The sequence below is a fragment of the Chromobacterium sp. FG22 genome, from assembly GCF_057809415.1.
Genome location: NZ_JBMDJX010000027.1, coordinates 1 through 24,717, shown reverse-complemented (window position 1 = coordinate 24,717; position 24,717 = coordinate 1). Strand labels below are relative to the sequence as shown.

The 24,717-nt window shown below is 62.0% G+C and carries 22 protein-coding genes and 1 tRNA gene; 15 read left to right on the top strand and 8 right to left on the bottom strand.

Features of this window, described 5'->3' with window-relative positions:
* Positions 1-16 precede the first annotated feature (16 nt).
* The 6 genes from gmhB to ACODSD_RS20310 all read left to right on the top strand — a co-directional run bounded on the left by gmhB (position 17) and on the right by ACODSD_RS20310 (position 4,208).
* Positions 17-562, top strand: a complete 546-nt coding sequence (gene gmhB, locus ACODSD_RS20335; protein ID WP_019103520.1) for a D-glycero-beta-D-manno-heptose 1,7-bisphosphate 7-phosphatase — start codon at positions 17-19, stop codon at positions 560-562.
* A gap of 26 nt (positions 563-588) precedes the next feature.
* Positions 589-1,365 (top strand): lysophospholipid acyltransferase family protein, encoded by a 777-nt coding sequence (locus tag ACODSD_RS20330; protein WP_107798303.1) that lies wholly within the window; start codon positions 589-591, stop codon positions 1,363-1,365.
* Positions 1,325-2,035, top strand: a complete 711-nt coding sequence (locus ACODSD_RS20325) for a M48 family metallopeptidase (protein ID WP_227107131.1) — start codon at positions 1,325-1,327, stop codon at positions 2,033-2,035. Before ACODSD_RS20330 ends, ACODSD_RS20325 begins: the two co-directional genes overlap by 41 nt.
* A gap of 19 nt (positions 2,036-2,054) precedes the next feature.
* Entirely contained in the window at positions 2,055-2,435 is a 381-nt protein-coding gene (gene gloA, locus ACODSD_RS20320; protein ID WP_107801660.1) for a lactoylglutathione lyase, read from the top strand.
* Positions 2,436-2,549: 114 nt separating this feature from the next.
* Entirely contained in the window at positions 2,550-2,798 is a 249-nt protein-coding gene (locus ACODSD_RS20315) for a hypothetical protein (RefSeq protein WP_253314291.1), read from the top strand.
* A complete protein-coding gene (locus ACODSD_RS20310; protein ID WP_107798304.1) occupies positions 2,799-4,208 on the top strand; it encodes a sodium:proton antiporter in 1,410 nt (469 codons plus the stop codon).
* Between the two features lie 58 nt (positions 4,209-4,266).
* On the opposite strand, the gene ACODSD_RS20305 is transcribed toward ACODSD_RS20310, so the two are convergent.
* Positions 4,267-6,369: a multicopper oxidase family protein gene (locus tag ACODSD_RS20305; RefSeq protein ID WP_488878159.1), complete on the bottom strand. Its 2,103-nt coding sequence runs from the start codon at positions 6,367-6,369 to the stop codon at positions 4,267-4,269.
* A gap of 225 nt (positions 6,370-6,594) precedes the next feature.
* Here ACODSD_RS20305 and mpl point away from each other — a divergent pair, with 225 nt between their 5' ends.
* A complete protein-coding gene (mpl, locus tag ACODSD_RS20300) occupies positions 6,595-7,983 on the top strand; it encodes a UDP-N-acetylmuramate:L-alanyl-gamma-D-glutamyl-meso-diaminopimelate ligase (protein WP_488878158.1) in 1,389 nt (462 codons plus the stop codon).
* Between the two features lie 127 nt (positions 7,984-8,110).
* On the opposite strand, the gene ACODSD_RS20295 is transcribed toward mpl, so the two are convergent.
* Positions 8,111-9,022, bottom strand: coding sequence for a LysR family transcriptional regulator (locus ACODSD_RS20295; protein ID WP_488878157.1), 912 nt, complete (start codon positions 9,020-9,022; stop codon positions 8,111-8,113).
* Between the two features lie 94 nt (positions 9,023-9,116).
* Between ACODSD_RS20295 and ACODSD_RS20290 the strand changes: the two genes are divergently transcribed.
* Entirely contained in the window at positions 9,117-10,094 is a 978-nt protein-coding gene (locus tag ACODSD_RS20290) for an MBL fold metallo-hydrolase (protein ID WP_488878156.1), read from the top strand.
* A gap of 275 nt (positions 10,095-10,369) precedes the next feature.
* On the opposite strand, the gene ACODSD_RS20285 is transcribed toward ACODSD_RS20290, so the two are convergent.
* The 3 genes from ACODSD_RS20285 to aceA all read right to left on the bottom strand — a co-directional run bounded on the left by ACODSD_RS20285 (position 10,370) and on the right by aceA (position 14,272).
* Positions 10,370-10,924: a flavodoxin family protein gene (locus tag ACODSD_RS20285; RefSeq protein ID WP_107798306.1), complete on the bottom strand. Its 555-nt coding sequence runs from the start codon at positions 10,922-10,924 to the stop codon at positions 10,370-10,372.
* Between the two features lie 121 nt (positions 10,925-11,045).
* Positions 11,046-12,719 carry a 2-isopropylmalate synthase gene (gene leuA / locus ACODSD_RS20280; RefSeq protein WP_488878155.1) on the bottom strand — a complete coding sequence of 558 codons (1,674 nt, stop codon included), beginning with the start codon at positions 12,717-12,719 and terminating at the stop codon, positions 11,046-11,048.
* Positions 12,720-12,973: 254 nt separating this feature from the next.
* Positions 12,974-14,272, bottom strand: coding sequence for an isocitrate lyase (gene aceA, locus ACODSD_RS20275; protein ID WP_488878154.1), 1,299 nt, complete (start codon positions 14,270-14,272; stop codon positions 12,974-12,976).
* Between the two features lie 462 nt (positions 14,273-14,734).
* Between aceA and grpE the strand changes: the two genes are divergently transcribed.
* The 6 genes from grpE (at position 14,735) to ACODSD_RS20245 (ending at position 21,803) form a co-directional block, all read left to right on the top strand.
* The gene (grpE, locus tag ACODSD_RS20270; protein WP_107798307.1) at positions 14,735-15,283 is read left to right on the top strand and encodes a nucleotide exchange factor GrpE; all 549 of its coding nucleotides are present in this window, start codon (positions 14,735-14,737) and stop codon (positions 15,281-15,283) included.
* A 116-nt stretch (positions 15,284-15,399) separates the two neighbouring features.
* The gene (gene dnaK, locus ACODSD_RS20265; RefSeq protein WP_107798308.1) at positions 15,400-17,331 is read left to right on the top strand and encodes a molecular chaperone DnaK; all 1,932 of its coding nucleotides are present in this window, start codon (positions 15,400-15,402) and stop codon (positions 17,329-17,331) included.
* 143 nt (positions 17,332-17,474) lie between these two features.
* On the top strand, positions 17,475-18,605 hold the full coding sequence (gene dnaJ, locus ACODSD_RS20260; protein WP_488878153.1) for a molecular chaperone DnaJ: 1,131 nt from the start codon (positions 17,475-17,477) through the stop codon (positions 18,603-18,605).
* 275 nt (positions 18,606-18,880) lie between these two features.
* The gene (locus ACODSD_RS20255; RefSeq protein ID WP_488878152.1) at positions 18,881-20,392 is read left to right on the top strand and encodes an alanine/glycine:cation symporter family protein; all 1,512 of its coding nucleotides are present in this window, start codon (positions 18,881-18,883) and stop codon (positions 20,390-20,392) included.
* A 153-nt stretch (positions 20,393-20,545) separates the two neighbouring features.
* On the top strand, positions 20,546-21,550 hold the full coding sequence (gene hemB / locus ACODSD_RS20250; protein ID WP_107798311.1) for a porphobilinogen synthase: 1,005 nt from the start codon (positions 20,546-20,548) through the stop codon (positions 21,548-21,550).
* 61 nt (positions 21,551-21,611) lie between these two features.
* The gene (locus ACODSD_RS20245; RefSeq protein ID WP_488878151.1) at positions 21,612-21,803 is read left to right on the top strand and encodes a hypothetical protein; all 192 of its coding nucleotides are present in this window, start codon (positions 21,612-21,614) and stop codon (positions 21,801-21,803) included.
* Here the strand turns inward: ACODSD_RS20245 and ACODSD_RS20240 are convergent.
* The 3 genes from ACODSD_RS20240 to ACODSD_RS20230 all read right to left on the bottom strand — a co-directional run bounded on the left by ACODSD_RS20240 (position 21,800) and on the right by ACODSD_RS20230 (position 24,410).
* Positions 21,800-22,579: a DODA-type extradiol aromatic ring-opening family dioxygenase gene (locus ACODSD_RS20240; protein WP_488878150.1), complete on the bottom strand. Its 780-nt coding sequence runs from the start codon at positions 22,577-22,579 to the stop codon at positions 21,800-21,802. The two genes, ACODSD_RS20245 and ACODSD_RS20240, sit on opposite strands and share 4 nt — an antisense overlap.
* Before the next feature lie 147 nt (positions 22,580-22,726).
* Positions 22,727-22,867 carry a hypothetical protein gene (locus tag ACODSD_RS20235; RefSeq protein WP_158274229.1) on the bottom strand — a complete coding sequence of 47 codons (141 nt, stop codon included), beginning with the start codon at positions 22,865-22,867 and terminating at the stop codon, positions 22,727-22,729.
* Positions 22,868-23,426: 559 nt separating this feature from the next.
* A complete protein-coding gene (locus ACODSD_RS20230; RefSeq protein ID WP_488878149.1) occupies positions 23,427-24,410 on the bottom strand; it encodes a recombination-associated protein RdgC in 984 nt (327 codons plus the stop codon).
* 94 nt (positions 24,411-24,504) lie between these two features.
* On the opposite strand from ACODSD_RS20230, the gene ACODSD_RS20225 reads away from it, so the two are divergent.
* A tRNA-Pro gene (locus ACODSD_RS20225) sits at positions 24,505-24,581 on the top strand.
* Positions 24,582-24,717: the final 136 nt, after the last annotated feature.

The window sequence follows — 24,717 nt, the reverse complement described above, 5'->3', positions numbered from 1 at the left end:
CTGGACGGGGAAAACCGTGAAACTAGTGATACTCGACCGCGACGGCGTGATCAACGAAGACCGCGACGATTTCGTCAAATCGCCGGCGGAATGGGTGCCGATCGAACACAGTTTGGAGGCGATCGCCAATCTGACCCAGTCCGGTTGGCGCGTGGTGGTGGCCACCAATCAATCCGGCATCGGCCGCGGCCTGTTCGACATGCAGGCGCTCAACGCCATGCACGAGAAGATGCATAGGCTGGTGGGCCAGGCCGGCGGCCGCATCGACGCGGTGCTGTTCTGTCCGCACGGCCCCAGCGCCGGCTGCGACTGTCGCAAGCCGCTGCCGGGCATGGTGCTGGAGATCGCGGAGCGCTTCAATGTGAAGCTGGACGGTTTGCCGCTGATCGGCGACAGCCGGCGCGATCTGGAGTCGGTGGCGGCAGTGGGCGGCCTGCCCATCCTGGTCAAGACCGGCAAGGGCGCCAAGACGCTGGCCGACGGCGAACTGCCGGCCGGCACCCTGGTGTTCGACGATTTGTACGACGCCGCGGAATATCTGATCGATTCCCGCGAACGTTGATTTCAGAAAAGGATAGTGTTCCAAGCATGCTGAGTTTATGGCTTCGTAACCTGCTGTACTGGCTGGTGCTGATGATCGTCACGCCGCTCTTCTTCTTCCTGCTGCTGCTGTCCGCGCCGCTGCCGCGCCGCGCGCGCCATGTGTTCGGCGTCAGCTGGGCCTTGAGCCTGCTGTGGATGCTGGAACACGTGATCGGCCTGAAATACAAGGTGCTGGGCGCGGAAAACCTGCCTGAGCAGCCGTCGGTGATCTGTTCCAAACACCAGTCCGGCTGGGAAACGCTGGCCTTGCAGAAGATCTTTCCGTGGCAGGTGTACGTGGCCAAGCGCGAATTGACCTGGATTCCGGTGTTCGGCTGGGGCCTGGTGCTGATGAACCCCATCATCATCAACCGCTCCGACCGCGCCAACGCCAACCAGCGCCTGCTGGAGCAGGGGCTGGAGCGCAAACGCCACCGCTTCTGGATCACGGTGTTCCCGGAAGGCACCCGCACCAAGCCGGGCGTGGCGGGCAAATACAAGCTGGGCGCGGCGCGCATGGCCAAGCAGTTCGACATGCCGCTGGTGCCGGTGGCGCACAACGCCGGCGAATTCTGGCCGCGCAACGCCTTCCTGAAATACCCCGGCGAGATCACCGTGGTGGTGGGCAAGCCCATCGTGCCGAGCGAAGAGCTGGGGCCCGAGGCGATGATGAAGGAAGCCGAGCAGTGGATTGAGGCGCGCCAGCGCGAGATCGGCGGCGTCGGCCCGTTCGCGGACGCGGATGAAAAGCGCAAACGTCTGGCTGCGTCTGCCGCTGCCTGACGGCGAGGTGGACGTGGTGCTGACCCGGCGCCCGCGCAAAAGCGTGGGCATACGGGTCAGCGCGGGCCGGGTGGAGCTGGTCGCGCATCCGGCGGTCAGCGCCGCCCGTCTGCGCGAAGTGCTGTTGGAGCGCCGCGACTGGATCGCCGGCCATGTGGCGCGGCAAAGGCAGGCGCGGCGGCAAGCCGAGGATCTCAGCCAACTGAGTTGGCAGGGTCAGGCTCTGCCCATCGTGCTGGCGGCCGGCGTGCGGCGCACGGCCAGGCTGTCGGCGGAGGGCTTGATTGTTACCGGTATCGTCGAGGGCGACGCGGCCGCTTTAAAGCAGGCGGTATGCCGTTTCTTCAAACGAGAGGCGGCCTTGCGTTTTCCGGCGCGGATGGAGGCACTGGCGCGCGCCTGCCGGCGCCGGCCCAGCGGCCTGCAGCTGTCGTCGGCGCGCACGCGCTGGGGCAGCTGCACCGCGGCCGGGGTGATCCGGCTGAACTGGCGCTTGCTGCAGGCGCCGCCGGCGGTACTGGATTACGTGATCGCCCATGAGCTGGCCCATCTGGAACACATGAACCATTCACCGGCGTTCTGGGCGGAGACCGCGCGCCTGTACCCGGACTGGCAGGCGGCGCGGCGCTGGTTGAAGCTGCACGGCGCCGGGCTGTTCCATTTTGATTGATGAATTAAGGAGAGTGATGATGCGTTTACTGCACACCATGCTGCGAGTGGGCAATCTGGAGCGCTCGCTGGCGTTTTACCAGGAAGTGCTCGATATGAAATTGCTGCGCCGCCAGGATTATCCGGACGGCCGCTTCACCCTGGCCTTTGTCGGCTACGGCGCGGAAGAAGAGCAGACGGTGCTGGAGCTGACCCACAACTGGGACACCGAATCCTACGAGTTGGGCAACGCTTACGGCCACATCGCCATCGAAGTGCCGGATGCTTACGCCGCCTGTGACATGGTGCGCGCCAAGGGCGGCAAGGTGACGCGCGAAGCCGGTCCGATGAAGCACGGCACCACGGTGATCGCCTTCGTCGAAGACCCGGACGGCTACAAGATCGAATTCATCCAGCGCTGAGGCGTTCGTCTCCGCAGACAAGGCCGACGGCGTAGCGCCGCCGGCCTTGTTTCATCAAATGCTTAATTAGCGTGGCAATCTCGCAAAAACACTTGCTTCCGATACCGGTTTTCCTTGTCCGGACTGCCCGAGTTATGGGACGATGTAACGCTTTGTAACCGTTTGGGCCTAAATCAAGCGCGCCGCTTCCGCGCCGCGCGGATGCATGCCGGCCTGACTGGGAAGCGTCAGCGCAAGGGCATCCGGCTGCTCTTGCGCTTCAACAATATCGCCGGAATCCATACTTTGCATAGCCTGTCCAAGCTCGTCTTGAAGCAGGCGATGGCGCTTTTATCAATGGGCGTCATGCCCTCGGGAAGATAAATGACCAAAACACTCTTGAGCGCCGCCGCGCTGGCCCTGCTGCCGGCGCTGGCGCAAGCCGCCGAACTGGACGGCGCCACGCTGAGCCTGGCCTGGGGGCTGCCGTTCGCCGGCATTCTGCTGTCCATCGCGCTGTTCCCCATATTCGCGCCGGGCATCTGGCACCATCACTTCGGCAAGATCACCGCGGTGTGGACCGTGCTGTTCCTGGCGCCCTTCGCCGTGTCTTACGGCCTGGGCACTTCGACAGCGTTGATCGTCCACGCGCTGTTCGGCGAATACATACCCTTCATCGTGCTGCTGTTCTCGCTGTACACCGTGTCCGGCGGCATCCTGGTGTGGGGCTCCTTGCACGGTTCGCCCAAACTCAACACCGCCATTCTGGCGATAGGCACGGCGCTGGCCTCCATCATGGGCACCACCGGTGCGGCGATGCTGCTGATCCGCCCCCTGCTGCGCGCCAACGAGAAGCGCAAGCACAATGTGCACGTGGTGGTGTTCTTCATCTTCCTGGTGGCCAATATCGGCGGCGGTCTGACCCCGCTGGGCGACCCGCCGCTGTTCCTGGGCTTCCTCAAAGGCGTCAGCTTCGGTTGGACGGTGCAGCATATGGCGCTGCCGGTGTTGGTGTTGTCGCTGGCGCTGCTGGCCATTTTCTACGCGCTGGACAGCTATTTCTTCAAGAAGGAAGCGCAGGCGGGCGCGCTGCCGGAAATCGACCGTTCCAAGGACAAGCCGATCAAGCTGCACGGCAAGCGCAATCTCTTCCTGCTGGCCGGCATCGTCGGCGCGGTGCTGATGTCCGGCGTTTGGAAGCCGGGCGTGGTGTTCGACATCATGGGCACCCCTGTGGAGTTGCAGAACATCGTCCGCGATCTGGCGCTGATCGGCCTGGCCTTCGCCTCGCTGTGGATCACGCCCAAGCAGGTGCGCGCCGGCAATGAATTCAACTGGGATCCCATCCTGGAAGTGGGCAAGCTGTTCGCCGGCATCTTCATCACCATCGGTCCGGTGATCGCCATCCTGCGCGCCGGCGCCGACGGCCACCTGGCCGGCCTGGTGCACATGGTGTCCGACGCCAACGGCCAGCCGGTCAACGCCATGTATTTCTGGATGACCGGCATCCTGTCCAGCTTCCTGGACAATGCGCCCACCTATCTGGTGTTCTTCAACCTGGCCCACGGCGACGCCCAAGTGCTGATGGGGCCGATGGCGGACACCCTGCTGGCGATCTCCATGGGCGCGGTGTTCATGGGCGCCAACACCTATATCGGCAATGCGCCCAACTTCATGGTCAAGGCCATCGCCGAGCACCGCCATGTGAAGATGCCGAGCTTCTTCGGCTATCTGGGCTGGTCCTGCGTCATCTTGCTGCCGCTGTTCGTGCTGATGACGCTGATTTTCTTCTGAGTCGGCCGTCCTTCGGTAAAAAAGCCCGCTGTCGCGGGCTTTTTTCATGGCGGGCCGGTCAGTGATGGCCGAGGGCGGTGCCGCCCCTGCCGTCCGGCAGCGCGATGCGAATATTCTGCATCATGCCCTGGTCCTCGTGATCCAGGATATGGCAATGCAGCACGAAGTCGCCGATATAGCGCTGATAGCGGGTGCGGATGGTGATCGTGTAGCGGCCGGCCGCGGCAATTTTCGGATCATTGCTGGCTTCGATGTTTTTCACCCACAGAGTGTCTTTCCAGACGTTTCTCAGGCCGCTGTATTGCGTATCGCCCGGGTCCATCGAATCCGGCGCGCCTTCCGCGCTAATGTCCTTGCCCTTGGGGTCTACTATCTTGACGATCTGGAACGGGTTGACGTGGATATGGTAGGGGTGGCTGACGAAGTCGGAGCGCAGCGTCCACTCGTCCACGCCGCCCAGCTTCAGGGTGCGGTCTATGCGTTCGCCGGCATAGGGTTTGCCGTCCACCTGGAAGAAGGCGGCGCCGGGTTGGGACACGTCGATGTTGAACGTCAGCGTCTGGGTCCCCGTCACTTCCTGGGGGCTTATGTCCGGATGCGGCACAAAGCTGCTCAGCTTCATCCCGTTGCGCAGTTCCGCGCTGACCTTGGTGGCGACGGCGGACGGAAAGTGGGCGCGGGCGGCGCCGATCAACACCTCCTGCAACGGACGCGAAGCCTGGCCGGGCGCAACGTCCACCACGCCCAGCAAGCGGGCCGACGGCGCCGAGCGGTCTATGGTGCTGCTGACCTTGACGTCGTTGATCAGGCAGTATTTGCCGGAGCTGGGGAAGGACACCAGAGCGTCCCAGCGATAGCCGGGCTGGAACACCACGCTCTTGCGGGTTTGCACCTTGCCCATGGTCAGGCCGTCTGCGGCGATCAAGGGCAGGTCCAGCTCCGTGCCGCTGCTGCAATAGCGGGCGACGTAATCGTCCATCTGCCTGGCGAACAGGCCGGCCAGCGGCGGCGCATTGTCGCTGAGGCGGCGTAGTTTCAGGTTGATGGTGTCGCGCACGCCGGCGTGCACCATTCTCCAGCGTTCCACGTCGCCGGCCCGCGCCTGGGCCATCTTGCCCAAGACCACGCCGTTGATGCTGGTGTAGCGGCCGGACTCTTGCCAGGTCTTGGGGCCGAACTGGTCGTAGCCTTCTATGCCGCCCACGTCGTCGCCGTCGCAGCGATAGCGTTGGTCCTCCTCATTGGGCGGGGTGGCGGTGTTGCCGTAGGTCTTGATCATGCCCTTGTATTGTCCGGCCTTGAAGCGGCAGGCGTACTGGATCTGCTGAAACACCAGCACCCGTTCTCGGAAGTTGACCCCGGCATAGGGCCGCAGCAGGGTGTCGATGTCGCCGTTCTGTTGCTGGGTGGGTTGCCGCGTGCCGCGCACGATCAGCGCGCCGGCCATGCCGCTGGACACTTGCAGCGCGGTGGAGCCGTGGCGATGGGTGTGATACCAGAAGGTGCCGGCCGGGTGGTCGGGCGGAATGTTGTACTCGTACTGGAAGCTGACGCCGGGATTGATGGAGATCAGCACATTGTCGCTATTGCCCGCCGGATTGATCCAGAGCCCGTGGGTATGCAGATTGGTGCCGTTGAAACAATGGGGCTGGTTGCCGCTGCCGCCCTGGTCGGTACAGCTGGGGTCGCGGATGGGCTTGCCGTCGGCGTCGCGGTTCAGCTTGTTGTTCAGGCCGATGCGCACGGTTTGTCCGGGGTAGACCTCGATCAGCGGGGCGATGAAGGGCGTGGCGCTGGGCTGAGAGGATGCCGGCGTCGCGACCGGGCTGAGCGCGCCGGGCAGGTAGCTGCGCAGCGCGACCTTGTCGTAATGGATCTGCCCGGGGCGTTCCAGCGAAGGATTGCGAATCCAGCCGTAGCGATAGCGGATGTCCAGATCGTAGGCGACTTCGCGCGGGGCGGCCTGCGGCTGGTCAAGCTCCAGCGGCGCGCGGAGCAGGGCGGCGGTATTGAGCGCGCCGGCGGGCTGAGCGGTCGGGATAGCCAGCAGCCGCGGCGGGTTGTCTATCTGCGGGAGGTCTTCGCCGTGGCCGGGCGCCGCGAGCAGCAGCGCGGCGAGGCCCAGCGGAAAGGGAGCGAAGCGAGCTTTGAGCATATTCATCTTGGTCTCCGAATTGGCGTGTTTGCCCATGAACAGTTACAGGGCGGCCAATTCAGCCTAGTTCCAGATCGACGCCGTTTAAGCTGAATGTCATGTTTTGTCGGACGGGCCTGATCCGAAGGACAGGCGCGGCCGGCCGCGCCCCGGCTTGCGAGCCCGGATGTCGGCGGCGGCCGCTTTCCGGTATGCTTGCCGTTTTGCCGTTTCAATACGCTGAACCGAACTATGCACATCCATATCCTGGGCATTTGCGGCACCTTCATGGGGGGCATCGCCGCTATCGCCAAACAGGCCGGTCACAAGGTCACCGGCTGCGACGCCAATGTTTACCCGCCGATGAGCACCCAGTTGGAAGCCATGGGCATCGAGCTGATTCAGGGCTTCGGCGCGGAGCAGGCCGATATTGGCGCGGACATCTTCGTGGTGGGCAATGTGGTGACGCGCGGCAAGCCGCTGATGGAGGAAATCCTCAACCGCGGGCTGCCGTATATTTCCGGCCCGCAGTGGCTGGCGGAAAACGTGCTCAAGGATTTGTGGGTGCTGGCGGTGGCCGGCACTCATGGCAAGACCACCACCAGCTCGATGCTGGCCTGGATACTGGAGGACGCCGGCCTGGCGCCGGGCTTCCTGATCGGCGGCATTCCGCAGAACTTCGGCGTGTCGGCGCGCCTGCCCGGCGCGCCGCGTCAGGACGCGGCCAGCGTCAGTCCCTTCTTCGTGATTGAGGCCGACGAATACGACACCGCCTTCTTCGACAAACGTTCCAAATTCGTCCATTACCGGCCGCGCACCGCGGTGCTGAACAATCTGGAGTTCGACCACGCCGACATCTTCGCCGACCTGGCGGCGATAGAAACCCAGTTCCATCACCTGGTGCGCACGGTGCCGGGCCAGGGCCTGATCGTCAGCAACGGCCGCGAGGCCAGCCTGGATCGGGTGCTGGAGCGCGGCTGCTGGACGCCGGTGGAGCGCTTCGGCGCGGACGCCGGCTGGCAGCTGGGCGCGGCGGAGGCCAACGGCCACTTCGACGTGCTGCTCGACGGCCGGCTTCAGGGCCGGGTGCGCTGGGATCTGATGGGCGAACACAACCGTCTGAACGCGCTGGCGGCGATCGCCGCCGCCCGCCATGTCGGCGTGGCGGTGAGCGGCGCCATCGACGCGCTGTCGCGCTTCCAGAACGTCAAGCGGCGTATGGAAGTGCGCGGCGTGGCGGCCGGCGTCACGGTGTACGACGACTTCGCCCATCATCCCACCGCCATCGCCACCACCCTGGCCGGCTTGCGTCACAAGGTGGGCGGCGAGCGCATCTTGGCGGTGCTGGAGCCGCGCTCCAACACCATGAAGCTGGGCACGATGAAGGCGGCGCTGCCGGCCTCTCTGGCCGACGCCGATCTGGTGTTCTGCTCCGCCGCCAGTCTGGGCTGGAATCCCGGCGAGGCCTTGGCCGAGCTGGGCGAGCGCGCGCAGACCTTCAACGATTTCGACGCGCTGCTGCAAGCGGTGGCCGCCGCGGCCCGCCCCGGCGACCATGTGCTGGTGATGAGCAACGGCGGTTTCGGCGGCATTCACCAGAAGCTGCTGGAGCAACTGGCCGCGCGCGGGGCGCAGGCATAAAGAAAGGGGTACTGGTTTCCTTTGTCTTGGCGCGAGAGATCGTAAATATGTTTTTAGAACTTGTTTACGATCTCTACGGTAAAGCCCCAGCGTTCGTTCAGTAGCCGAGGTGTATTGAAGGTGTTGATCATTCCTGAAGCAGCTCGGTAATTTGGCGGCGCAGCCATATCTGTGCGGGATCGCCATGAGTTCGTTCGTGCCAGATCATCGACAGAGAAAACATATCGACCTTCAGTGGTAACTCCACCAGTTCGAGTGGGGCGCATTGCGCCATGTGGGAGGCCAGCCGCCTGGGCAGGGAGAGCACCAGATCGCTCTCCGCCACGATCATTGGAGCAACCAAGAAGTGTGGCAGGCGCACTGCGACTTGGCGGCTCTTTCCTTGGCTGGCGAGAGCAGTATCGATCATGGCATTTCCCTGCCCGGTGATGGTGACTACCACATGGGATTGTGCAGCGAACTTCGCTAGCGTCAGTTGGGAAGACAGGATCGGGTGGCCGCGTCGAACCACGCAGACTAGGTCCTCGTCGTAGAGCCAGCGTCGATAGAATCCTGCAGGCAGTTGCCCGTCCTCGAACACGCCCAGAGCAATATCCGCATCTCCCTGGCCAACGGAGCTGATGTTGTTGCCGTTGGGGGCAGGGACTTCCAACTTTACCCCAGGCGCATCTTTTTCGATGTGTCCAACCAGTGTGGGCAACACTATTAAAGCGATGTGATCGAGACACGCGATGGTGAAGCGGTGCTGCGTAGTGGATGGCTCGAATCGCGGAGGTGCCACGATGATGCGGACATCTTCCAGCACTCTTGTCACGAGCGGCTCCATGGCCAGCATTCTAGGTGTGGGCTCGACGCCGTTCGGTGTACGAATGACCACCTTGTCTTTGAACAGCAGGCGTAATCGGCCCAGCGCGCGGCTGGCCGCAGGCTGACTCAAATTCAGCTTGGCACCTGCTCGGGTGACGTTGCGTTCACGCAGCAACGCGTCAAGGAACTTCAGCAGGTTCAGGTCGATAGAACTGATATCCGATTTTTGCATATATAGGTTTCACTTCATGCATTTGACGAATGATATGTCAGTGTCGACAATGGTGCCACGTTGAAAAAATCACCGACAAATAGAGGCTGTCACTATGAAACGATATCCATTGTTGATAGCTATCTTGGGATTGGCTTTGATGGCTCCGGTACTGCCTTCTTTCGCCAGCACACCAAGCGAGCACGAGGCTGCCATCAAGCAGCTCCCCAGCGTGTACCGGCTAGCGCTGGGCGACGCCAGGGTCACTGCACTGTCGGCCGGAACCGTGGATTTGGACTTGCATAAGCTATTGCAGGGCGCCGCACCGAAGCGTATCGACCAGCTTCTGGTGCGAGGCTTTCTGGAGAATCCGGTGCGGACGTCGATCAACGTCTTCTTGGTTGAAACCGGCGGGCGTCGCGTGCTTGTCGACACAGGAAGCGGCGAATTGTTCGGAGGCAATGTCAGCCGATTGATGGAAAGTCTGACGGTGGCAGGTGTCCAACCCGATCAGATTGATGACATTCTGATTACCCATGCCCACCTCGACCATATCGGCGGGCTGGTGCTGGGGGGGGAGGCTGTCTTCCGCAATGCGACCATACACATCAGCGAGGCTGACCTGGCTTTCTATCTGCAGCCGGTACGTTCCTCGGTGCCTCATGCGGATGCTGGGTCGTCAGAAATTGCCGAGAAAATGCTGCGTCCCTATGTCAATGCAGGAAAAATCAAACTATTCTCAGGCGCGTCCGAAGTGGTGCCCGGCATCACTGCAACCGTGTACAGAGGCCATACGCCAGGCAGTGCGGTTTTTACACTGGAGCGCGAGAACAAGAAGATCCGCTTTGTGGGAGACATGATTCATTCCACCATCCAGTTTGATGACCCAGCGCTTACAATCGGTTTCGATACGGATTCTTCGCGGGCTCGGACCGTACGCAAGCTGTTTTTCGCCAAGACCGCCTCTGAACGGTCCCTGATGGCCGGCCCCCATCTGCCCTTTCCCGGCATTGGTCACCTCCGGAAATCGGATGGAGGATATGTCTGGGTGCCTGTTCACTATGATGATCGTCCGTTGGCGCTTTTGCCATAGAGGAGGTTCCAAGTTTTTCATGGAGCCTGTTGCTAAGCCAAGCCAGAGGGGGTGTTTCCCTCTGGCTTGGGATGCTGCGCTCGTCTAGATTGCGGACTTTTGCCATCTCGCGGGCATCATGAAAAACTTTGAACAGGAGCTTAGAGCCTGTTCAACGTCTCATGAGCAAGAGTGGGACAGGGCGAAAACGGCTGAAGACGCGGAATGTCAAGTGGTCCATGAATATTCGAGCCTGTACTCGTCTTGATGAAACACAGTAGGTTTTGAACAGGCTGTTAGCCGCGCAATTTGGCGGCAATGCCGGCCACGCGCTGGCCATAGGCCTTGGCGGTGTCCAGATCGCCTTGCGGGATTTCGTCGACGCTGGCGTCGGACGGGGATTGCACCAGCAGGCCCACCGAGCCGCCCAGATTGTTGATGTCCTCGCGGCTGGCGTTCTTGGCGTTGCTGGGCAGCAGGCCCAGGCTGACCCACAGACCGCCGTGCTGGGACGCCAGGGTTTGCAGATAGATCAGCGACACCTGCTTGTCGCCGTTCAGGCTGGCGCTATTGGTGAAGCCCCCGAACACCTTGTCCTGCCAGCCGCGGGTGAACCAGACCTTGGAACTGGCGTCGGCGAATTTCTTGAACTGCCAGCTCGGGCTGCCCATATAGGTGGGCGAGCCGAAGATGATGGCGTCGGCGCTGTTCAGCAGATCCCAGGCGCCGGCGGGCAGATTGCCCTCGGCGTCGATGGCCAGCAACTGCGCACTGGCGCCGGCGGCGACATGCTGGGCCACTTGCTGGGTGTGACCGTAACCGGAGTGATAAACAACGACGACTTTTGCCATGACGGGCCTTTCATATTGCCGTGAATGAAGAAAGGCCTGCCGCGCGGCAGGCCTTTGCCCAGTATTGGCGATGATGAAGAATTGAAAAAGCGCCGCCGGATGAATTAATTATTTAGTTGAATTAAACAATCCCATCGGCTTGGCCTGTCCTCAGCGTTGCCCGGTTGAGGCCGGCCATGACCGCGCGGATGGCGGCGCGGGGCACATCGTTGTCCTCGGCTGCCGCGTATAGACTGAATCCATCTTGGAACATGAGCCGGATATAACAAATGGCGCTGGCGTTGGCTCCCGCGCCGAGAGCATGCTCATGGTAGTCCTGTACTTGCAGCGTTTCGGGCAAGGCGGCGAGCAGGGCGCTGATCACGCCATTGCCGCTGCCCTCCAAACGCAAGGATTTGCCTTGATGCACGGCCTCCAGTTTGAGCCGAACCAGGCCGGAAGACTCGCTTTCCAATTGGTGGCTCAGATAGCGCCAGCTTTGTTCCGATGGGAGGTAGGTTTGGCGGAACAGGCGATAAAGCTGCTGAGGAGCCAGTTCTTTGCCGCTGCTGTCGGCGGCTTCTTGCGCCAGTCGACTGAAGTCCTGCTGCAGCGCGCGCGGCAGTTGCAAACCGTAATGGCGTTCCAACAACCAACTGATTCCTCCCTTGCCTGACTGGCTGTTGACGCGAATCACCGCCTCGTAGCTGCGTCCGACGTCAGCTGGATCCAGAGGCAGATAGGGTACGCGCCATGGCGCTTCGGCCCGCTGCCGGGCGAATCCTTTCTTGATGGCGTCCTGATGGGAGCCGGAAAAGGCGGTGTAGACCAATTCGCCAGCGTAAGGATGACGAGGGTGCACGGCTAATTGGAGGAAGTCCTCCACTTGCCGACGCACGCTGTCTATATCCGAAAAATCCAGCCGGGGTGCAATGCCCTGGCTGTAAAGATTGAGCGCAAGCGTCAAAAGGTCGACATTGCCGGTACGCTCCCCGTTGCCGAACAAACAGCCTTCGACCCGCTCGGCTCCGGCCAGCAGCGCCAGTTCGGCTGCGGCAACCCCGGTGCCACGGTCGTTGTGTGGATGCACGCTGAGAATCAAGCTGTCCCGGTGTGGTAAACGGCGGCTCATCCACTCGATCTGGTCTGCATAAGTGTTGGGCGTGGACATTTCAACCGTGGCCGGCAGGTTAAGAATCATCTTGGCCTGTGGACTTGGCTGCCAGGCGTCGATGACCGCACAGCAAATCTCCAGTGCAAAGTCGGGTTCGGTGGCGGAGAAGGTTTCCGGCGAATACTGGAAAACCCACTCGGTTTCCGGCCTTGCCGCGCACAAGGCTTTGATCTGAAGGCAGCCGTCCACCGCCAAGCGGATAACCCCCTCTTGTTCCAGGCCGAAGACCTGCTCGCGCCAGATCGGCGCGCTGGCGTTGTAGAGATGGACGATGGCGCGCCGAGCGCCGCGCAAGGACGCCATGGTGCGGTCGATCAAGTCTGGCCGGGATTGGGTGATGACCTGCAGGGTGACATCGTCCGGGACATGGCCGTCTTCGATCAGCAGGCGAACGAAGTCGAATTCGGTTTGCGAGGCGGCGGGGAAGGCGACTTCAATCTCTTTGAAGCCACAGCGCAGCAATAAATGAAAGAAGCCTAACTTCTGCCGGATGGACATCGGCTCTGCCAGCGCTTGATTGCCGTCTCTCAGATCGGTGCTGAGCCAGATCGGAGCCTGCTTGGTTTGGCGGTTGGGCCATTGCCGGTTGGGCAGGGGCCAGGATTGAAAGGCCGTATAGCGGGTACTGGGATCTATCAGCATGAAAGCTCCTTCTTGGCAGGGCGCATCGTGACGCTTTTCAAAATCATGCTGACATAAAGTCTGTTATAGCGGGGTTTGTAATGCAGTGCTCTAATATTTCTAGGAAAATACTGGACGATACGTCTATTTTTGCAGTGTTTGAGTGATTTTATTCTACTTATTGTAGAAATGGCTGTGGCTTTTTTGCAGCGCAGCAGCTGGCAAATAAAAACGCCCACGGATGTGGGCGTTTTCCCGGCGTGAACGGCGGCGGTTTAGTGGAACTGCTCTTCCTCGGTGGAACCGGTCAGCGCGGTGACGCTGGACTGGCCGCCCTGGATCACGGTGGTGACGTCGTCGAAGTAGCCGGTGCCCACTTCCTGCTGATGGGACACGAAGGTGTAGCCGCGTTCGCGAGCGGCGAACTCCGGCTCCTGCACTTTCTCGACATAGGCGGACATGCCGCGGGCAACGTAATCTTGCGCCAGGTCGTACATGTTGTACCACATATTGTGGATGCCGGCCAAAGTGATGAACTGGTACTTATAGCCCATCGCGCCCAGCTCGCGCTGGAATTTGGCGATGGTGGCGTCGTCCAGATTCTTCTTCCAGTTGAAGGACGGCGAGCAGTTGTAGGCCAGCAGCTTGCCCGGATGCTTGGCGTGCACCGCTTCGGCGAACTTGCGCGCGAACTCCAGATCCGGAGTGCCGGTCTCGCACCAGACCAGATCGGCGTAGTCGGCGTAGGCGATGGCGCGGCTGATCGCCTGCTCCAGACCCTTCTTGGTCTTGTAGAAGCCTTCGGCGGTGCGCTCGCCGGTCAGGAAGGGGCGGTCGCGCTCGTCGCAATCACTGGTCAAGAGATCGGCGGCTTCGGCGTCGGTGCGGGCGATCACCAGGGTGGGCACGCCGTAGACGTCGGCGGCCAGACGCGCGGCGATCAGCTTCTGCACCGCTTCCTGGGTCGGCACCAGCACCTTGCCGCCCATGTGGCCGCACTTCTTCACCGAGGCCAGCTGGTCCTCGAAGTGCACGCCGCCGGCGCCGGCGCGTATCATCGCCTTCATCAGCTCGTAGGCGTTCAGCACGCCGCCGAAACCGGCTTCGGCGTCCGCCACGATGGGGGCGAAGTAGTCGATGAAGCCGGCGTCGCCCTGGGCCACGCCCTTGGAATGCTGGATTTCGTCGGCGCGGGTGAAGGCGTTGTTGATGCGTTCCACCACCTTGGGCACCGAGTCAACCGGATACAGCGACTGGTCCGGATACATCGCGGAGTATTCATTGTTGTCTGCGGCCACTTGCCAGCCGGACAGATAGATGGCCTTGACGCCGGCCTTGACCTGCTGCATGGCCTGACCGCCGGTCAGCGCGCCCAGACAGTTGATGTACGGCTCGCTGTGGAGCAGGGCCCACAGCTTGTCCGCGCCGTTGCGCGCCAAGGAGTACTCAATCTGCAACGAGCCGCGCAGGCGCTCCACATCGGCGGCGCTGTAGCCGCGCTTGATGCCTTTCCAGCGGGGATTCTCGTTCCAGTCTTTCTGGATGGCTGCAATGCGTTGTTCGCGAGTCGTCATGCTAAAACCCTTCTCGATACGTTTCTGTGCGCGCCGGCAGACGCCGGCGTCCTCATTAAGCGATCTGGCTATCCGGTTTTTCCGGATTTTCTTGCGGTCGGCCCTCATGGGGCCGGCTCGGCATGTCCGCCGTGTCAGCCTTGCGGATAGCGGCTGTTCGGGCGGAGCACTTGCGGGTGTGGCTCAATTATTAGCACAAATAAAAACGCTTGTGTGCAGTGCAGCACAAAGAAAATGTTTGATTTTCAAAAGCTAACAGCAACTTTCCTAAAACGAATATTGCGACTCGCTCAAGCGTTTGCTTTTAGAAAATAAAAGTCCGCAAACGCACATCTGGGTTTGGGACGCCTAGGATGACGGTCTGAAGCCGTTCAGTCGTTCTCAGGGCTTGAATTCCGCGACGAAGCCCCTACCTTGAGTCGGGACTATTCGTACCGCTGAATCCAAATCCGAGGAATCGCCATGCAGGACAAGCAAAACATCGCGGCAGACGCCGTGGACAATGACAATATCGACGCGACGGTGGCGGAGCAGGCCGTAGAGCAAGAGCTGAGCGCGGAGCAACGCATCGCCGCGCTGGACGCGGAAGTGGCCGAACTGAAGGACGCGCTGCTGCGCGCCCGCGCCGATCTGGAAAACCAGCGCCGCCGCGGGCAGGAAGACGTGGCCGCCGCGCACAAATACGCAATCTCCAAGTTCGCCGGCGAGCTGGTGTCGGTGAAGGACTATCTGGAAATGGCGCTGCTGGACCAGAGCGGCCAGATCGACACCCTGAAGATGGGCGTGGACATGACGCTGAAGCAATTGGTGTCCGCCTTCGACAAGGCGCAGATCAAGGACATCGCTCCCCAGGCCGGCGACAAGCTGGACCCGCATCAGCACCAGGCGATGAGCGCGGAAGAGGCCGACGCCGAACCCAACACCATCGTGCGCGTGATGCAAAAAGGCTACCAGATCTCCGATCGCGTATTGCGTCCGGCCATGGTCGTGGTCGCCAAGGCAAAAGCATAAAAAAGGGCGGCGTGCTCCTCTTGAAATAATGGGCATAGCCAATACCTATTGAGACAACAGGCGGTCGCTATCGAACAAATGGCCGCTGAAACGAATTGAGATAAAGGAACTTCGACATGGGTAAAATCATTGGCATCGACTTGGGCACCACCAACTCCTGCGTATCGGTCGTGGAGGGCGGCGCGCCCAAAGTGATCGAGAACGCCGAAGGCGCTCGCACCACTCCGTCCATCATCGCCTACATGGACGATGGCGAAATCCTGGTCGGCGCGCCGGCCAAACGCCAGGCGGTGACCAACCCGCGCAACACCATTTACGCCGCCAAGCGCCTGATCGGCCGCCGCTTCGAAGACAAGGAAGTGCAGAAAGACATCGACCTGATGCCTTTCGAAATCCTGAAAGCCAAGAACGGCGACGCCTGGGTCAAAGTGCGCGACCAGGAACTGGCTCCGCCGCAACTCTCCGCCGAAGTGCTGCGCAAGATGAAGAAGGCCGCGGAAGACTATCTGGGCGAGGAAGTGACCGAGGCGGTGATCACCGTGCCGGCCTACTTCAACGACAGCCAGCGTCAGGCCACCAAGGACGCCGGCCGCATCGCCGGTCTGGAAGTGAAGCGCATCATCAACGAACCGACCGCCGCGGCGCTGGCTTTCGGCCTGTCCAAGCAGGAAGGCGACCGCAAGATCGCGGTGTACGACCTGGGCGGCGGCACTTTCGACGTGTCCATCATTGAAATCGCCGACGTGGACGGCGAGCACCAGTTCGAAGTGCTGTCGACCAACGGCGACACCTTCCTGGGCGGCGAAGACTTCGACCAGCGCGTGATCGACTACATCGTGACCGAGTTCAAGCGCGAACAGGGCGTGGACCTGAAGAACGACGTGATGGCGCTGCAGCGTCTGAAGGAAGCGGCGGAAAAGGCCAAGATCGAGCTGTCCAGCGCGACTCAGACCGAAGTGAACCTGCCCTACATCACCATGGACGCCACCGGCCCGAAACACTTGGCGATGAAGATCACCCGCGCCAAGTTCGAAAGCCTGGTGGAAGACCTGGTCGAGCGCTCCATCGAGCCGTGCCGCGTGGCGCTGAAGGATGCCGGCCTGTCGGTCAACGAAATCTCCGACGTGATCCTGGTCGGCGGCCAGACCCGCATGCCCAAGGTGCAGGAAAAAGTTAAGGAGTTCTTCGGCAAGGAGCCGCGCAAGGACGTGAACCCGGACGAAGCCGTGGCCGTGGGCGCCGCGATCCAGGGTTCGGTGCTGTCCGGCGACCGCAAGGACGTGCTGCTCTTGGACGTGACCCCGCTGTCGCTGGGCATTGAAACCCTGGGCGGCGTGATGACCAAGCTGATCCAGAAGAACACCACCATCCCGACCAAGGCGTCGCAGGTGTTCTCCACCGCCGACGACAACCAGACCGCGGTGACCATCCACGTGCTGCAGGGCGAGCGCGAGAAGGCTTCCGCCAACAAGAGCCTGGGCCAGTTCAATCTGGGCGACATCCCGCCGGCGCCGCGCGGCATTCCGCAGATCGAAGTGGAATTCAACATCGACGCCAACGGCATTCTGCACGTGTCGGCCAAGGACAAGGCTTCCGGCAAGCAGGCCAACATCACCATCCAGGCTTCTTCCGGCTTGTCCGAAGCCGAGATCCAGCAAATGGTGAAGGACGCCGAGGCCAACGCCGAGGAAGACAAGAAGCTGCACGAGCTGGTGACCGCCCGCAACCAGGCGGAAGGCCTGATCCACAGCGTGAAGAAATCGCTGGCCGAGCACGGCGACAAGATCGACGCCGCCGAGAAGGCCAAGATCGAAGACGCGGTGAAGGCGGCCGAGGAAGTGGCCAAGAGCGAAGACAAGGCCGAGATCGAAGCCAAGACCGAAGAACTGGCCAAGGCCAGCCAGAAGCTGGGCGAAATCATGTACGCCCAGGCTCAGCAGGCTGAAGCCGGCGCCCAGCAGGGCGGCGCGGACGCTCAGGCCGGCAAGCAGGAAGACGGCAACGTCGTCGACGCCGAGTTCGAAGAAGTGAAGAAAGACAAGGCTTAATCGCCAGCCGATGTCTTGACGCCTGATGACCGGGCCGGGCCCGCCGGAGTGTTCCGCGGCCCGGACCGGTCATTGGCGTATGGTGGCCGGCCGCGCTAGGGGGCTTGCTTCCCGAGCCGACTGAATTTGAGAGAGACAGGAACATGTCCAAGAAAGATTACTACGATGTGTTGGGCGTCAACCGCGACGCCTCCGACGACGACATCAAAAAGGCTTACCGCAAGCTGGCGATGAAGTATCACCCGGACCGTAATCCGGACAGCAAGGAAGCGGAAGAGAAGTTCAAAGAGGTCAAGGAAGCCTACGAGATTCTGTCCGACAGCCAGAAGCGAGGCGCTTACGACCAGTTCGGCCATGCCGGCGTGGATCCGCAGGCCGGCGCCGGCGGCGGCGCGGGCTTTGGCGGTTTCGGCGACTTCGCCGACATTTTCAGCGATATCTTCGGCGGCGGCCGCTCCGGCGGCGGCGGCGGAGGCGGGCGTTCCAACGTCTATCGCGGCGCGGACCTGCGCTACAACATGGAAATCTCGCTGGAAGAGGCGGCCCGCGGCTGCGAGAAGCAGATCCGCATCCCTTCGCACGAAGAATGCGAAGTCTGCCACGGCAGCGGCGCCAAGCCCGGCACCCAGCCCAAGACCTGCTCCACCTGCGGCGGTCACGGCCAGGTGAGGATGAGCCAGGGCTTCTTCTCCATTCAGCAGACTTGCCCCACCTGCCACGGCACCGGCAAGCAGATTACCGATCCCTGCACCAGCTGCCACGGCGCGGGCCAGAAAAAGACCAACAAAACGCTGAACGTGAAGATTCCGCCCGGCGTGGACGAGGGCGACCGCATCCGTCTGTCCGGCGAAGGCGAGCCGGGCCAGAACGGCGGACCGTCCGGCGACCTTTACGTGGTCACCCACATCAAGCCGCACGCGGTGTTCCAGCGCGACGGCATGGACCTGCATTGCGAGATGCCGATCTCCTTCTCCACCGCGGCGCTGGGCGGTGAAGTGGAAATCCCGACGCTGGACGGCATGGCCAAGGTCAAGATCGCGGGGGAAACCCAGAGCGGGCGCGTCTACCGCTTGCGCGGCAAGGGCGTGAAAGCGGTGCGCGGCACCGATTACGGCGATCTGCATTGCCATGTGGTGGTGGAAACCCCGGTCAAGCTGACCGAACGTCAGAAAGAGCTGCTGCGCGAATTCGACGCCATCAGCCAGGGCGACGTGGCCACTCACAATCCGCGCTCCAAGTCCTTCATGGACAAGTTGAAGGATTTCTTCGGTTAAGACGTCTCTCAGCGGCCCTCGCGGTCGAGGACGACAAAACGGCAAGCGCGCGCTTGCCGTTTTTTTTGTTGAAACATAAATATTTTTGGTGGTCAACTATTTTTGAGTAACTTGTTGTAATGAGCGATTTTTTAAAGTGAATTATCTGGAGGGTTCCGGTATCCGGCCTTATCTTGGTGGGGCTCCGGAACCCCGCTCCGGAGCGAAAACATAAAAATTATCCGGGCCACCCTGCATCAGCGCGGTGAGCTTGGCTTCGCTCAAAGGAGAATGTCATGGAAGATTTGGTCAACGCCGTCAACGGCGTCATCTGGAGCCCGGCGCTGATTTACCTGTGTCTGGGCGTGGGTCTTTACTTGTCCGTGCGTACGCGTTTCCTGCAATTGCGCCACTTCCGGGAAATGCTGCGCCTGATGTTCAATACCGAGAGCACCGCCAGCGGCGTGTCCTCGTTCCAGGCGCTGGCGATGACGCTGGCCGGCCGCGTCGGCACCGGCAATATCGCCGGCGTCGCCACCGCGATCACTTTCGGCGGCCCGGGCGCCATCTTCTGGATGTGGATGGTGGCCTTCCTCGGCGCCAGTTCGGCCTTCGTCGAATCGACGCTGGGCCAGGTCTACAAGGAAAAGATCGACGGCCAGTATCGCGGCGGCCCGGCTTTCTACATCGAGAAGGGCCTGGGCTTGAAGTGGTACGCCTGGCTGTTCGCCATCACCACCATCATCGCCACCGGCGTGTTGTTGCCGGGCGTGCAGGCCAATTCCATCGCCGCCTCGCTGAACACCGCCTTCGGCATCGCGCCCACCGTCACCGCGGCGGTGCTGGCCATCATTCTGGGCTTCATCATCTTCGGCGGGGTCAAGCGCATCGCGCTGTTCGCCGGCGCGGTGGTGCCCTTCATGGCCTTGGGCTACATCATCGTGGCCTGCGTGATCATCGCCTTGAACATCGAGCAGCTGCCCGGCGTGATGGCGCTGGTGCTGAAAAGCGCGTTTGGCATGGAGGCCGGTTTCGGCGCCATTCTCGGCCTGGCCATCCAGTGGGGGGTGAAGCGCGGCGTGTATTCCAATGAAGCCGGCCAGGGCACCGGCCCGCACGCCTCCAGCGCCGCGGCGGTGTCGCATCCGGCCAAACAGGGCCTGGTGCAGGCCTTTTCGGTCTATATCGATACTTTGTTCGTTTGCTCCGCCACCGCCTTCATGCTGCTGATCACCGGCCAATACAATGTGCAGGGTCCGGAAGGCCAGGCCATGTACACCGGCATCGCCGGCGTGGCGGCGGGGCCGGGTTATGTGCAGATCGCGATGGAAAGCATCATGCCGGGCTTCGGTTCCATCTTCGTGGCGCTGGCGCTGTTCTTTTTCGCCTTCACCACCATCGTCGCCTACTACTACATCGCCGAAACCAATATCGCCTACATCAACCGCAAGATTCAGCTGCCCTGGCTGAGCTTTGTGCTGAAGATCGCCTTGATGGCGGCAACGGTGTACGGCACGGTCAAGACCGCGGATCTGGCCTGGGGTCTGGGCGATATCGGCGTCGGCCTGATGGCCTGGCTCAACATCATCGCCATCGTCTTGATGCAAAAACCGGCGCTGGCCTGCCTGCGGGACTATGAGGCGCAGAAAGCGCGCGGCCTGGACCCGGTGTTCCATCCGGAAGCGCTGGGCATCGTCAACGCCGCCTACTGGGAAGGACGGCGCGCGGAGGATAATCTGGCCGCGGAATTGGCGGCGCAGGCCGGCAAGGCCGCGGAGGAAGGCGAGCTGGCGCCGCGCAAGCGCTGAGCTCAGGAGGGCGCGGACGGCGGCCGGTTTCCGGCGCTGTCCGCAAAGCCGGCGTGCAAAATCCAGAACACTCTGTTTTGCCGGCCGGCATCCGCTGCGGGTCGGCGGCAACTGGCGTACAATGGCCGGGCTAATCCTTCTAATGGAATTGTCATGATTTTCGCCAATCGCTATTTTCCCGCCACCCGCATGCGCCGCATGCGCAAGGATGAATTCTCCCGCCGCCTGATGCGTGAAAACGTGCTGACCGCCAACGATCTGATCTATCCGGTATTCGTGATGGAAGGGCAGAACCGGGTGGTGGAAGTGCCGTCGATGCCGGGCGCGCCGCGCCAAACGCTGGACAAGCTGCTATACACCGCCGAACAGGCGCTGGAACTGGGCATCCCGATGCTGTCGCTGTTCCCGGTGATCGAATCGGGCAAGGACAATAGCGCGCAAGAGGCCTACAACCCCGAAGGCCTGGTGCCGACCGTGGTGCGCGAATTGAAGAAACGCTTCCCCGAGCTGGGCGTGATGACCGACGGCGCGCTGGACCCGTACACCATTCACGGCCAGGACGGGGTGATGGACGAGAGCGGCTATGTGCTCAACGACGAAACCACCGAAATCCTGATCAAGCAAGGCCTCTGTCATGCGGAGGCCGGCGTGGACATGTTCGGCCCCTCCGACATGATGGACGGACGCATCGGCGCGATCCGCGAGGCTTTCGAGGAGGAAGGCTTCATCCACACCAAGATTCTGGCGTATTCGGCCAAGTACGCGTCCGGCTTTTACGGCCCCTTCCGCGACGCTTTGGGTTCGTCCGGCAATCTGGGCAAGGCCGACAAGAACAACTACCAGATGGACCCGGCCAATCTGGACGAAGCGATCCAGGAAGTGGCGCAGGATCTGGAAGAGGGCGCCGACGCGGTGATGATCAAGCCGGGCATGCCCTATCTGGACGTGATCCGTCGAGTGAAAGACACGTTCCGGGTGCCGACCTTCGCCTATCAGGTGTCCGGCGAGTACGCGATGTTGAAGGCGGCCTTCCAGAACGGCTGGCTGAACGAGGAAAAGTGCATGCTGGAAAGCCTGATCGCGTTCAAGCGCGCCGGAGCGGACGGCATCCTGACCTATTTCGCGCTGGACGCGGCGCGTTTGCTGCGCCAACGCTGAGCGCAGGCGGACAAGCCATCGCGCCCCGGCTCAGGCCGGGGCGTTTTGCATGGGAGCGGACATGGATTTGATGCATTCCACCCTGTTCTGGATTCTCATCGCCGCCGCGCCGGCGGCGACGGCGCTGGGCATTCTGATCCGGCTGTCCCGGCGCGAGCCGCCGCCGGATCTGCCGCCCGGGGTCAAGCCCTTGGGCTGGGACGACGAAGACAAGGAAGGCGACGACAAGGCGCCGCCGGCGGCGGGCGGCTAGTCGAAGCGCCAGCTGGCCATGGACAGATTGCCCATGCGCCAGTCGTCGTGCAGCTTGAGCGCGGGCGCGCCCGGGGTGCCGGCGCCCAGCGCCACCCACAGCGGGGCGATGTGTTCGTCGCTGGGATGGTTGTGGCGCGGATAGGGCGCTTGCTGCAGCCAGTCGGCCAGCGTGTCCCGGGCGTCGTTCAGCAACTGCTGGTCCAGCCAATCGCGGAAGGCCAGCGCCCACGGCGCCGGCGCCGAGCCTTCCGGGGCCAGCGCGCGCAGATTATGGGTGTAGCTGCCGGAGGCGATGATCAGGACGCCTTCGTCGCGCAGCGGGCGCAGCGCCTCGCCTATGCGCATCAGTTCAGCGGCCGGCGCCTGATGCGGCAGCGACAGATTGACGATGGGGATGTCCGCCTGCGGGTACATCAGCATCAGCGGCGTCCAGGCGCCGTGATCCAGTCCGCGTTGTTCGGTGCTCTGCGCCGGCAGTCCGGCGGCGGCGAACAATTCGTGCAGGCGCGCGCAGAGCTGCGCATCGGTGCGGGCCGGGTAATTCAACTGGTACAGGGCCTCGGGAAAGCCGTAGAAGTCGTGGATGGTTTCCGGATTTGGCTTGTGGTTGACCACCAGGCCGCGGGTTTCCCAGTGCGCGGAAACGATGACGATGGCGCGCGGGCGCGGCAACTCCGTTCCCAGCTGGGCGATGAAATGGCGGCTTGGGCTGTCTTCCAGCACCAGGGTGGGGGCGCCGTGCGAGATGAACAGCGCAGGTAGGCGAGTAGTCATGGCTGAAGCTTTCATTCAAGTGATGGCTTCAGCTTAAGCCACGGCGATTCTCTGATAAACCGCAGTTTATTGGCTTTATTGTTTACTCGTTGGAAACAATTTGGCGATGCGGCGGCTCGTCTTGCAAAGGGACGGCCTACTCCGGTTTTAACTCAATCCGCCAAGCAGGATGGCACAGCCGGCAATGAAGATGAGGACGCCCATGATGCGCCGCCAGTTACGCTTGCTCTGCCTGTCGCTCAATGGCTGCCGTTTCAACCTTCTCAGCTGTTGTCGATACATGGTCATTTGACGCTCCTATATTTGAATGATAATCATTCTTGTTTGAATGTCAAAATAAACGCTCGCGCAGGAGCGGCCGCTGTGGCGGAAGGCTTGAAACGGGGGCGTTGAAGCCGTGGGCCGGAGCGGAGGGGAAAGGCGGAATCCTTCGCTCCGTCAGGGGGCCGTAAGGCGGTATCAGGGCTTTGTTGGCCGTTCTTATTGCAGCCAGGCGAAGCCGGCCCATACTTCCAGCCAGAGCGCTTGCCAGTCGAATGTTTTCATTGCGATCTCTCTTGCTAAGGTATGCGGAGTATCGCTCAAGGCTTTGTATTTGTTAAATTGATTGTTTTTGCTTTCTTCTTAGCTGATTGCTATGAGGCTTGCGAACGGAGCGATGAAGAGCCGCCCCCGCAAGCGTGAAGCGCTTGCGGGGGCGGGAAGGCTCGGCGAGCCGGTCCAAGTCTCGCTCGTCAGAGCGAGACAAGGCCTTGCGGTCAAAGAGTTGGGGGGCGCACGCTGCATGCGAGCATGTGGCACTCGCCGTGCTTCGCCTCGGCGCGCGCGGCGAGCATCGAACCCTCTCTTAGTCCCAGGGCACTTCCGCCGAGTTTTCGTCGACGACGGCGGGCTGCTTGTCCTGCGACGGGGCGACAGCCGCCGGGCTGGTCGCTTCTTCCAGGCCGCCCAGCGCGGCGACCAGCGCGTCCACCAGTTCGCCCAGTTCTTCGCTCATCAAGGTGAAGGTGGCTTCGAACAGGCTGTCGCGGTCATCGCCGGCCTGGCTGGCTTCGTCTTGCAGCAGGTCCAGGAACTGCAGCCGCTTCAGCTGCAGCATATCGGTCAGCTGGAAGCGGATCTTTTCCTGCCAGATCAGGCCAACCCGGGTCACTTGCTTGCCGGTGGCGATGTGCTGGCGGATCTCGTCCGCGGTCAGGTCGATGCGCGCGCAACGCACTACCGCGCCGTTTTCGCCGCTGTCCTTGAGCTCGCAATCGGAATCCAGCTCAAAGCCGGCCGGCGCCTCGCCTGCCGCCAGCCAGTCCGTCATCGCGGTGTGCGGGGCGATCTTGGTGCGCGGCAGCGCGGCGGGGAAGGGCGGCAGCGCTTCGCGCAGCTTGGAGACCAGCGCCTCCGCCTTGCTGGCGGCTGCCGAGTCCACCATCAGCCAACCGCGGCGGGTGTCCAGATAGGCGCTCATCCGACTGCTGCGCACGAAGGCGCGCGGGAGCAGGTCGTCGGTGATCTGCTCTTTCAGGGCCAGTTTTTCCTTGCGGCCCACCTTGCGCAACTCCTTGTCTTCTATCTCGGCGACTTTCAAATCGACGAAGTCGCGGATCACCGAGGAGGGCAGCACTTTGTCCTCGCGGCGCAAAGACACCATCTGGCAGCCGCGCACGGTGTAGACCGGCGCCTCCAGGTGGCCGGCGGCGGGCACCCAGCCCTCGCTGAACCAGTCCAGTCCCATGCAATGCTGGAATGGACGCTTCTCCAGCGCGGCGGAAAGCTGTTCGTTGTTAGGGGCGTCGTCTTGATTCAAACGGTAAAAAGATAGTTGCCTAAACCACATATTTGTTCCATAATGCGCGTCCTCTGATGCCACAGATTGTACCGCAGCCAAGACAGCAGCGGGGTGGTTTTCGGACAAGCTTGAAGATGGTCGTCGGAGTGTAGCTTAGCCTGGTAGAGCGCTACGTTCGGGACGTAGAGGCCGGAGGTTCGAATCCTCTCACTCCGACCAGTCAATTAGAAAAAGCTTGTCAGAAAGCATCGGATGTAGTAAATTTCTGCTCCTCGGCGCTTGGCGCTGAAGGCAGTAAAACGGAGTGTAGCTTAGCCTGGTAGAGCGCTACGTTCGGGACGTAGAGGCCGGAGGT

Coding starts and splice junctions, on each gene's coding strand:
- ACODSD_RS20330 (WP_107798303.1), top strand. CDS start 589: ATGCTGAGTTTATGGCTTCGTAACCTGCTGTACTGGCTGGTGCTGATG.
- ACODSD_RS20325 (WP_227107131.1), top strand. CDS start 1,325: ATGAAAAGCGCAAACGTCTGGCTGCGTCTGCCGCTGCCTGACGGCGAG.
- gloA (WP_107801660.1), top strand. CDS start 2,055: ATGCGTTTACTGCACACCATGCTGCGAGTGGGCAATCTGGAGCGCTCG.
- ACODSD_RS20310 (WP_107798304.1), top strand. CDS start 2,799: ATGACCAAAACACTCTTGAGCGCCGCCGCGCTGGCCCTGCTGCCGGCG.
- ACODSD_RS20305 (WP_488878159.1), bottom strand. CDS start 6,369: ATGAATATGCTCAAAGCTCGCTTCGCTCCCTTTCCGCTGGGCCTCGCC.
- mpl (WP_488878158.1), top strand. CDS start 6,595: ATGCACATCCATATCCTGGGCATTTGCGGCACCTTCATGGGGGGCATC.
- ACODSD_RS20295 (WP_488878157.1), bottom strand. CDS start 9,022: ATGCAAAAATCGGATATCAGTTCTATCGACCTGAACCTGCTGAAGTTC.
- ACODSD_RS20290 (WP_488878156.1), top strand. CDS start 9,117: ATGAAACGATATCCATTGTTGATAGCTATCTTGGGATTGGCTTTGATG.
- ACODSD_RS20285 (WP_107798306.1), bottom strand. CDS start 10,924: ATGGCAAAAGTCGTCGTTGTTTATCACTCCGGTTACGGTCACACCCAG.
- leuA (WP_488878155.1), bottom strand. CDS start 12,719: ATGCTGATAGATCCCAGTACCCGCTATACGGCCTTTCAATCCTGGCCC.
- aceA (WP_488878154.1), bottom strand. CDS start 14,272: ATGACGACTCGCGAACAACGCATTGCAGCCATCCAGAAAGACTGGAAC.
- grpE (WP_107798307.1), top strand. CDS start 14,735: ATGCAGGACAAGCAAAACATCGCGGCAGACGCCGTGGACAATGACAAT.
- dnaK (WP_107798308.1), top strand. CDS start 15,400: ATGGGTAAAATCATTGGCATCGACTTGGGCACCACCAACTCCTGCGTA.
- dnaJ (WP_488878153.1), top strand. CDS start 17,475: ATGTCCAAGAAAGATTACTACGATGTGTTGGGCGTCAACCGCGACGCC.
- ACODSD_RS20255 (WP_488878152.1), top strand. CDS start 18,881: ATGGAAGATTTGGTCAACGCCGTCAACGGCGTCATCTGGAGCCCGGCG.
- hemB (WP_107798311.1), top strand. CDS start 20,546: ATGATTTTCGCCAATCGCTATTTTCCCGCCACCCGCATGCGCCGCATG.
- ACODSD_RS20245 (WP_488878151.1), top strand. CDS start 21,612: ATGGATTTGATGCATTCCACCCTGTTCTGGATTCTCATCGCCGCCGCG.
- ACODSD_RS20240 (WP_488878150.1), bottom strand. CDS start 22,579: ATGACTACTCGCCTACCTGCGCTGTTCATCTCGCACGGCGCCCCCACC.
- ACODSD_RS20235 (WP_158274229.1), bottom strand. CDS start 22,867: ATGACCATGTATCGACAACAGCTGAGAAGGTTGAAACGGCAGCCATTG.
- ACODSD_RS20230 (WP_488878149.1), bottom strand. CDS start 24,410: ATGTGGTTTAGGCAACTATCTTTTTACCGTTTGAATCAAGACGACGCC.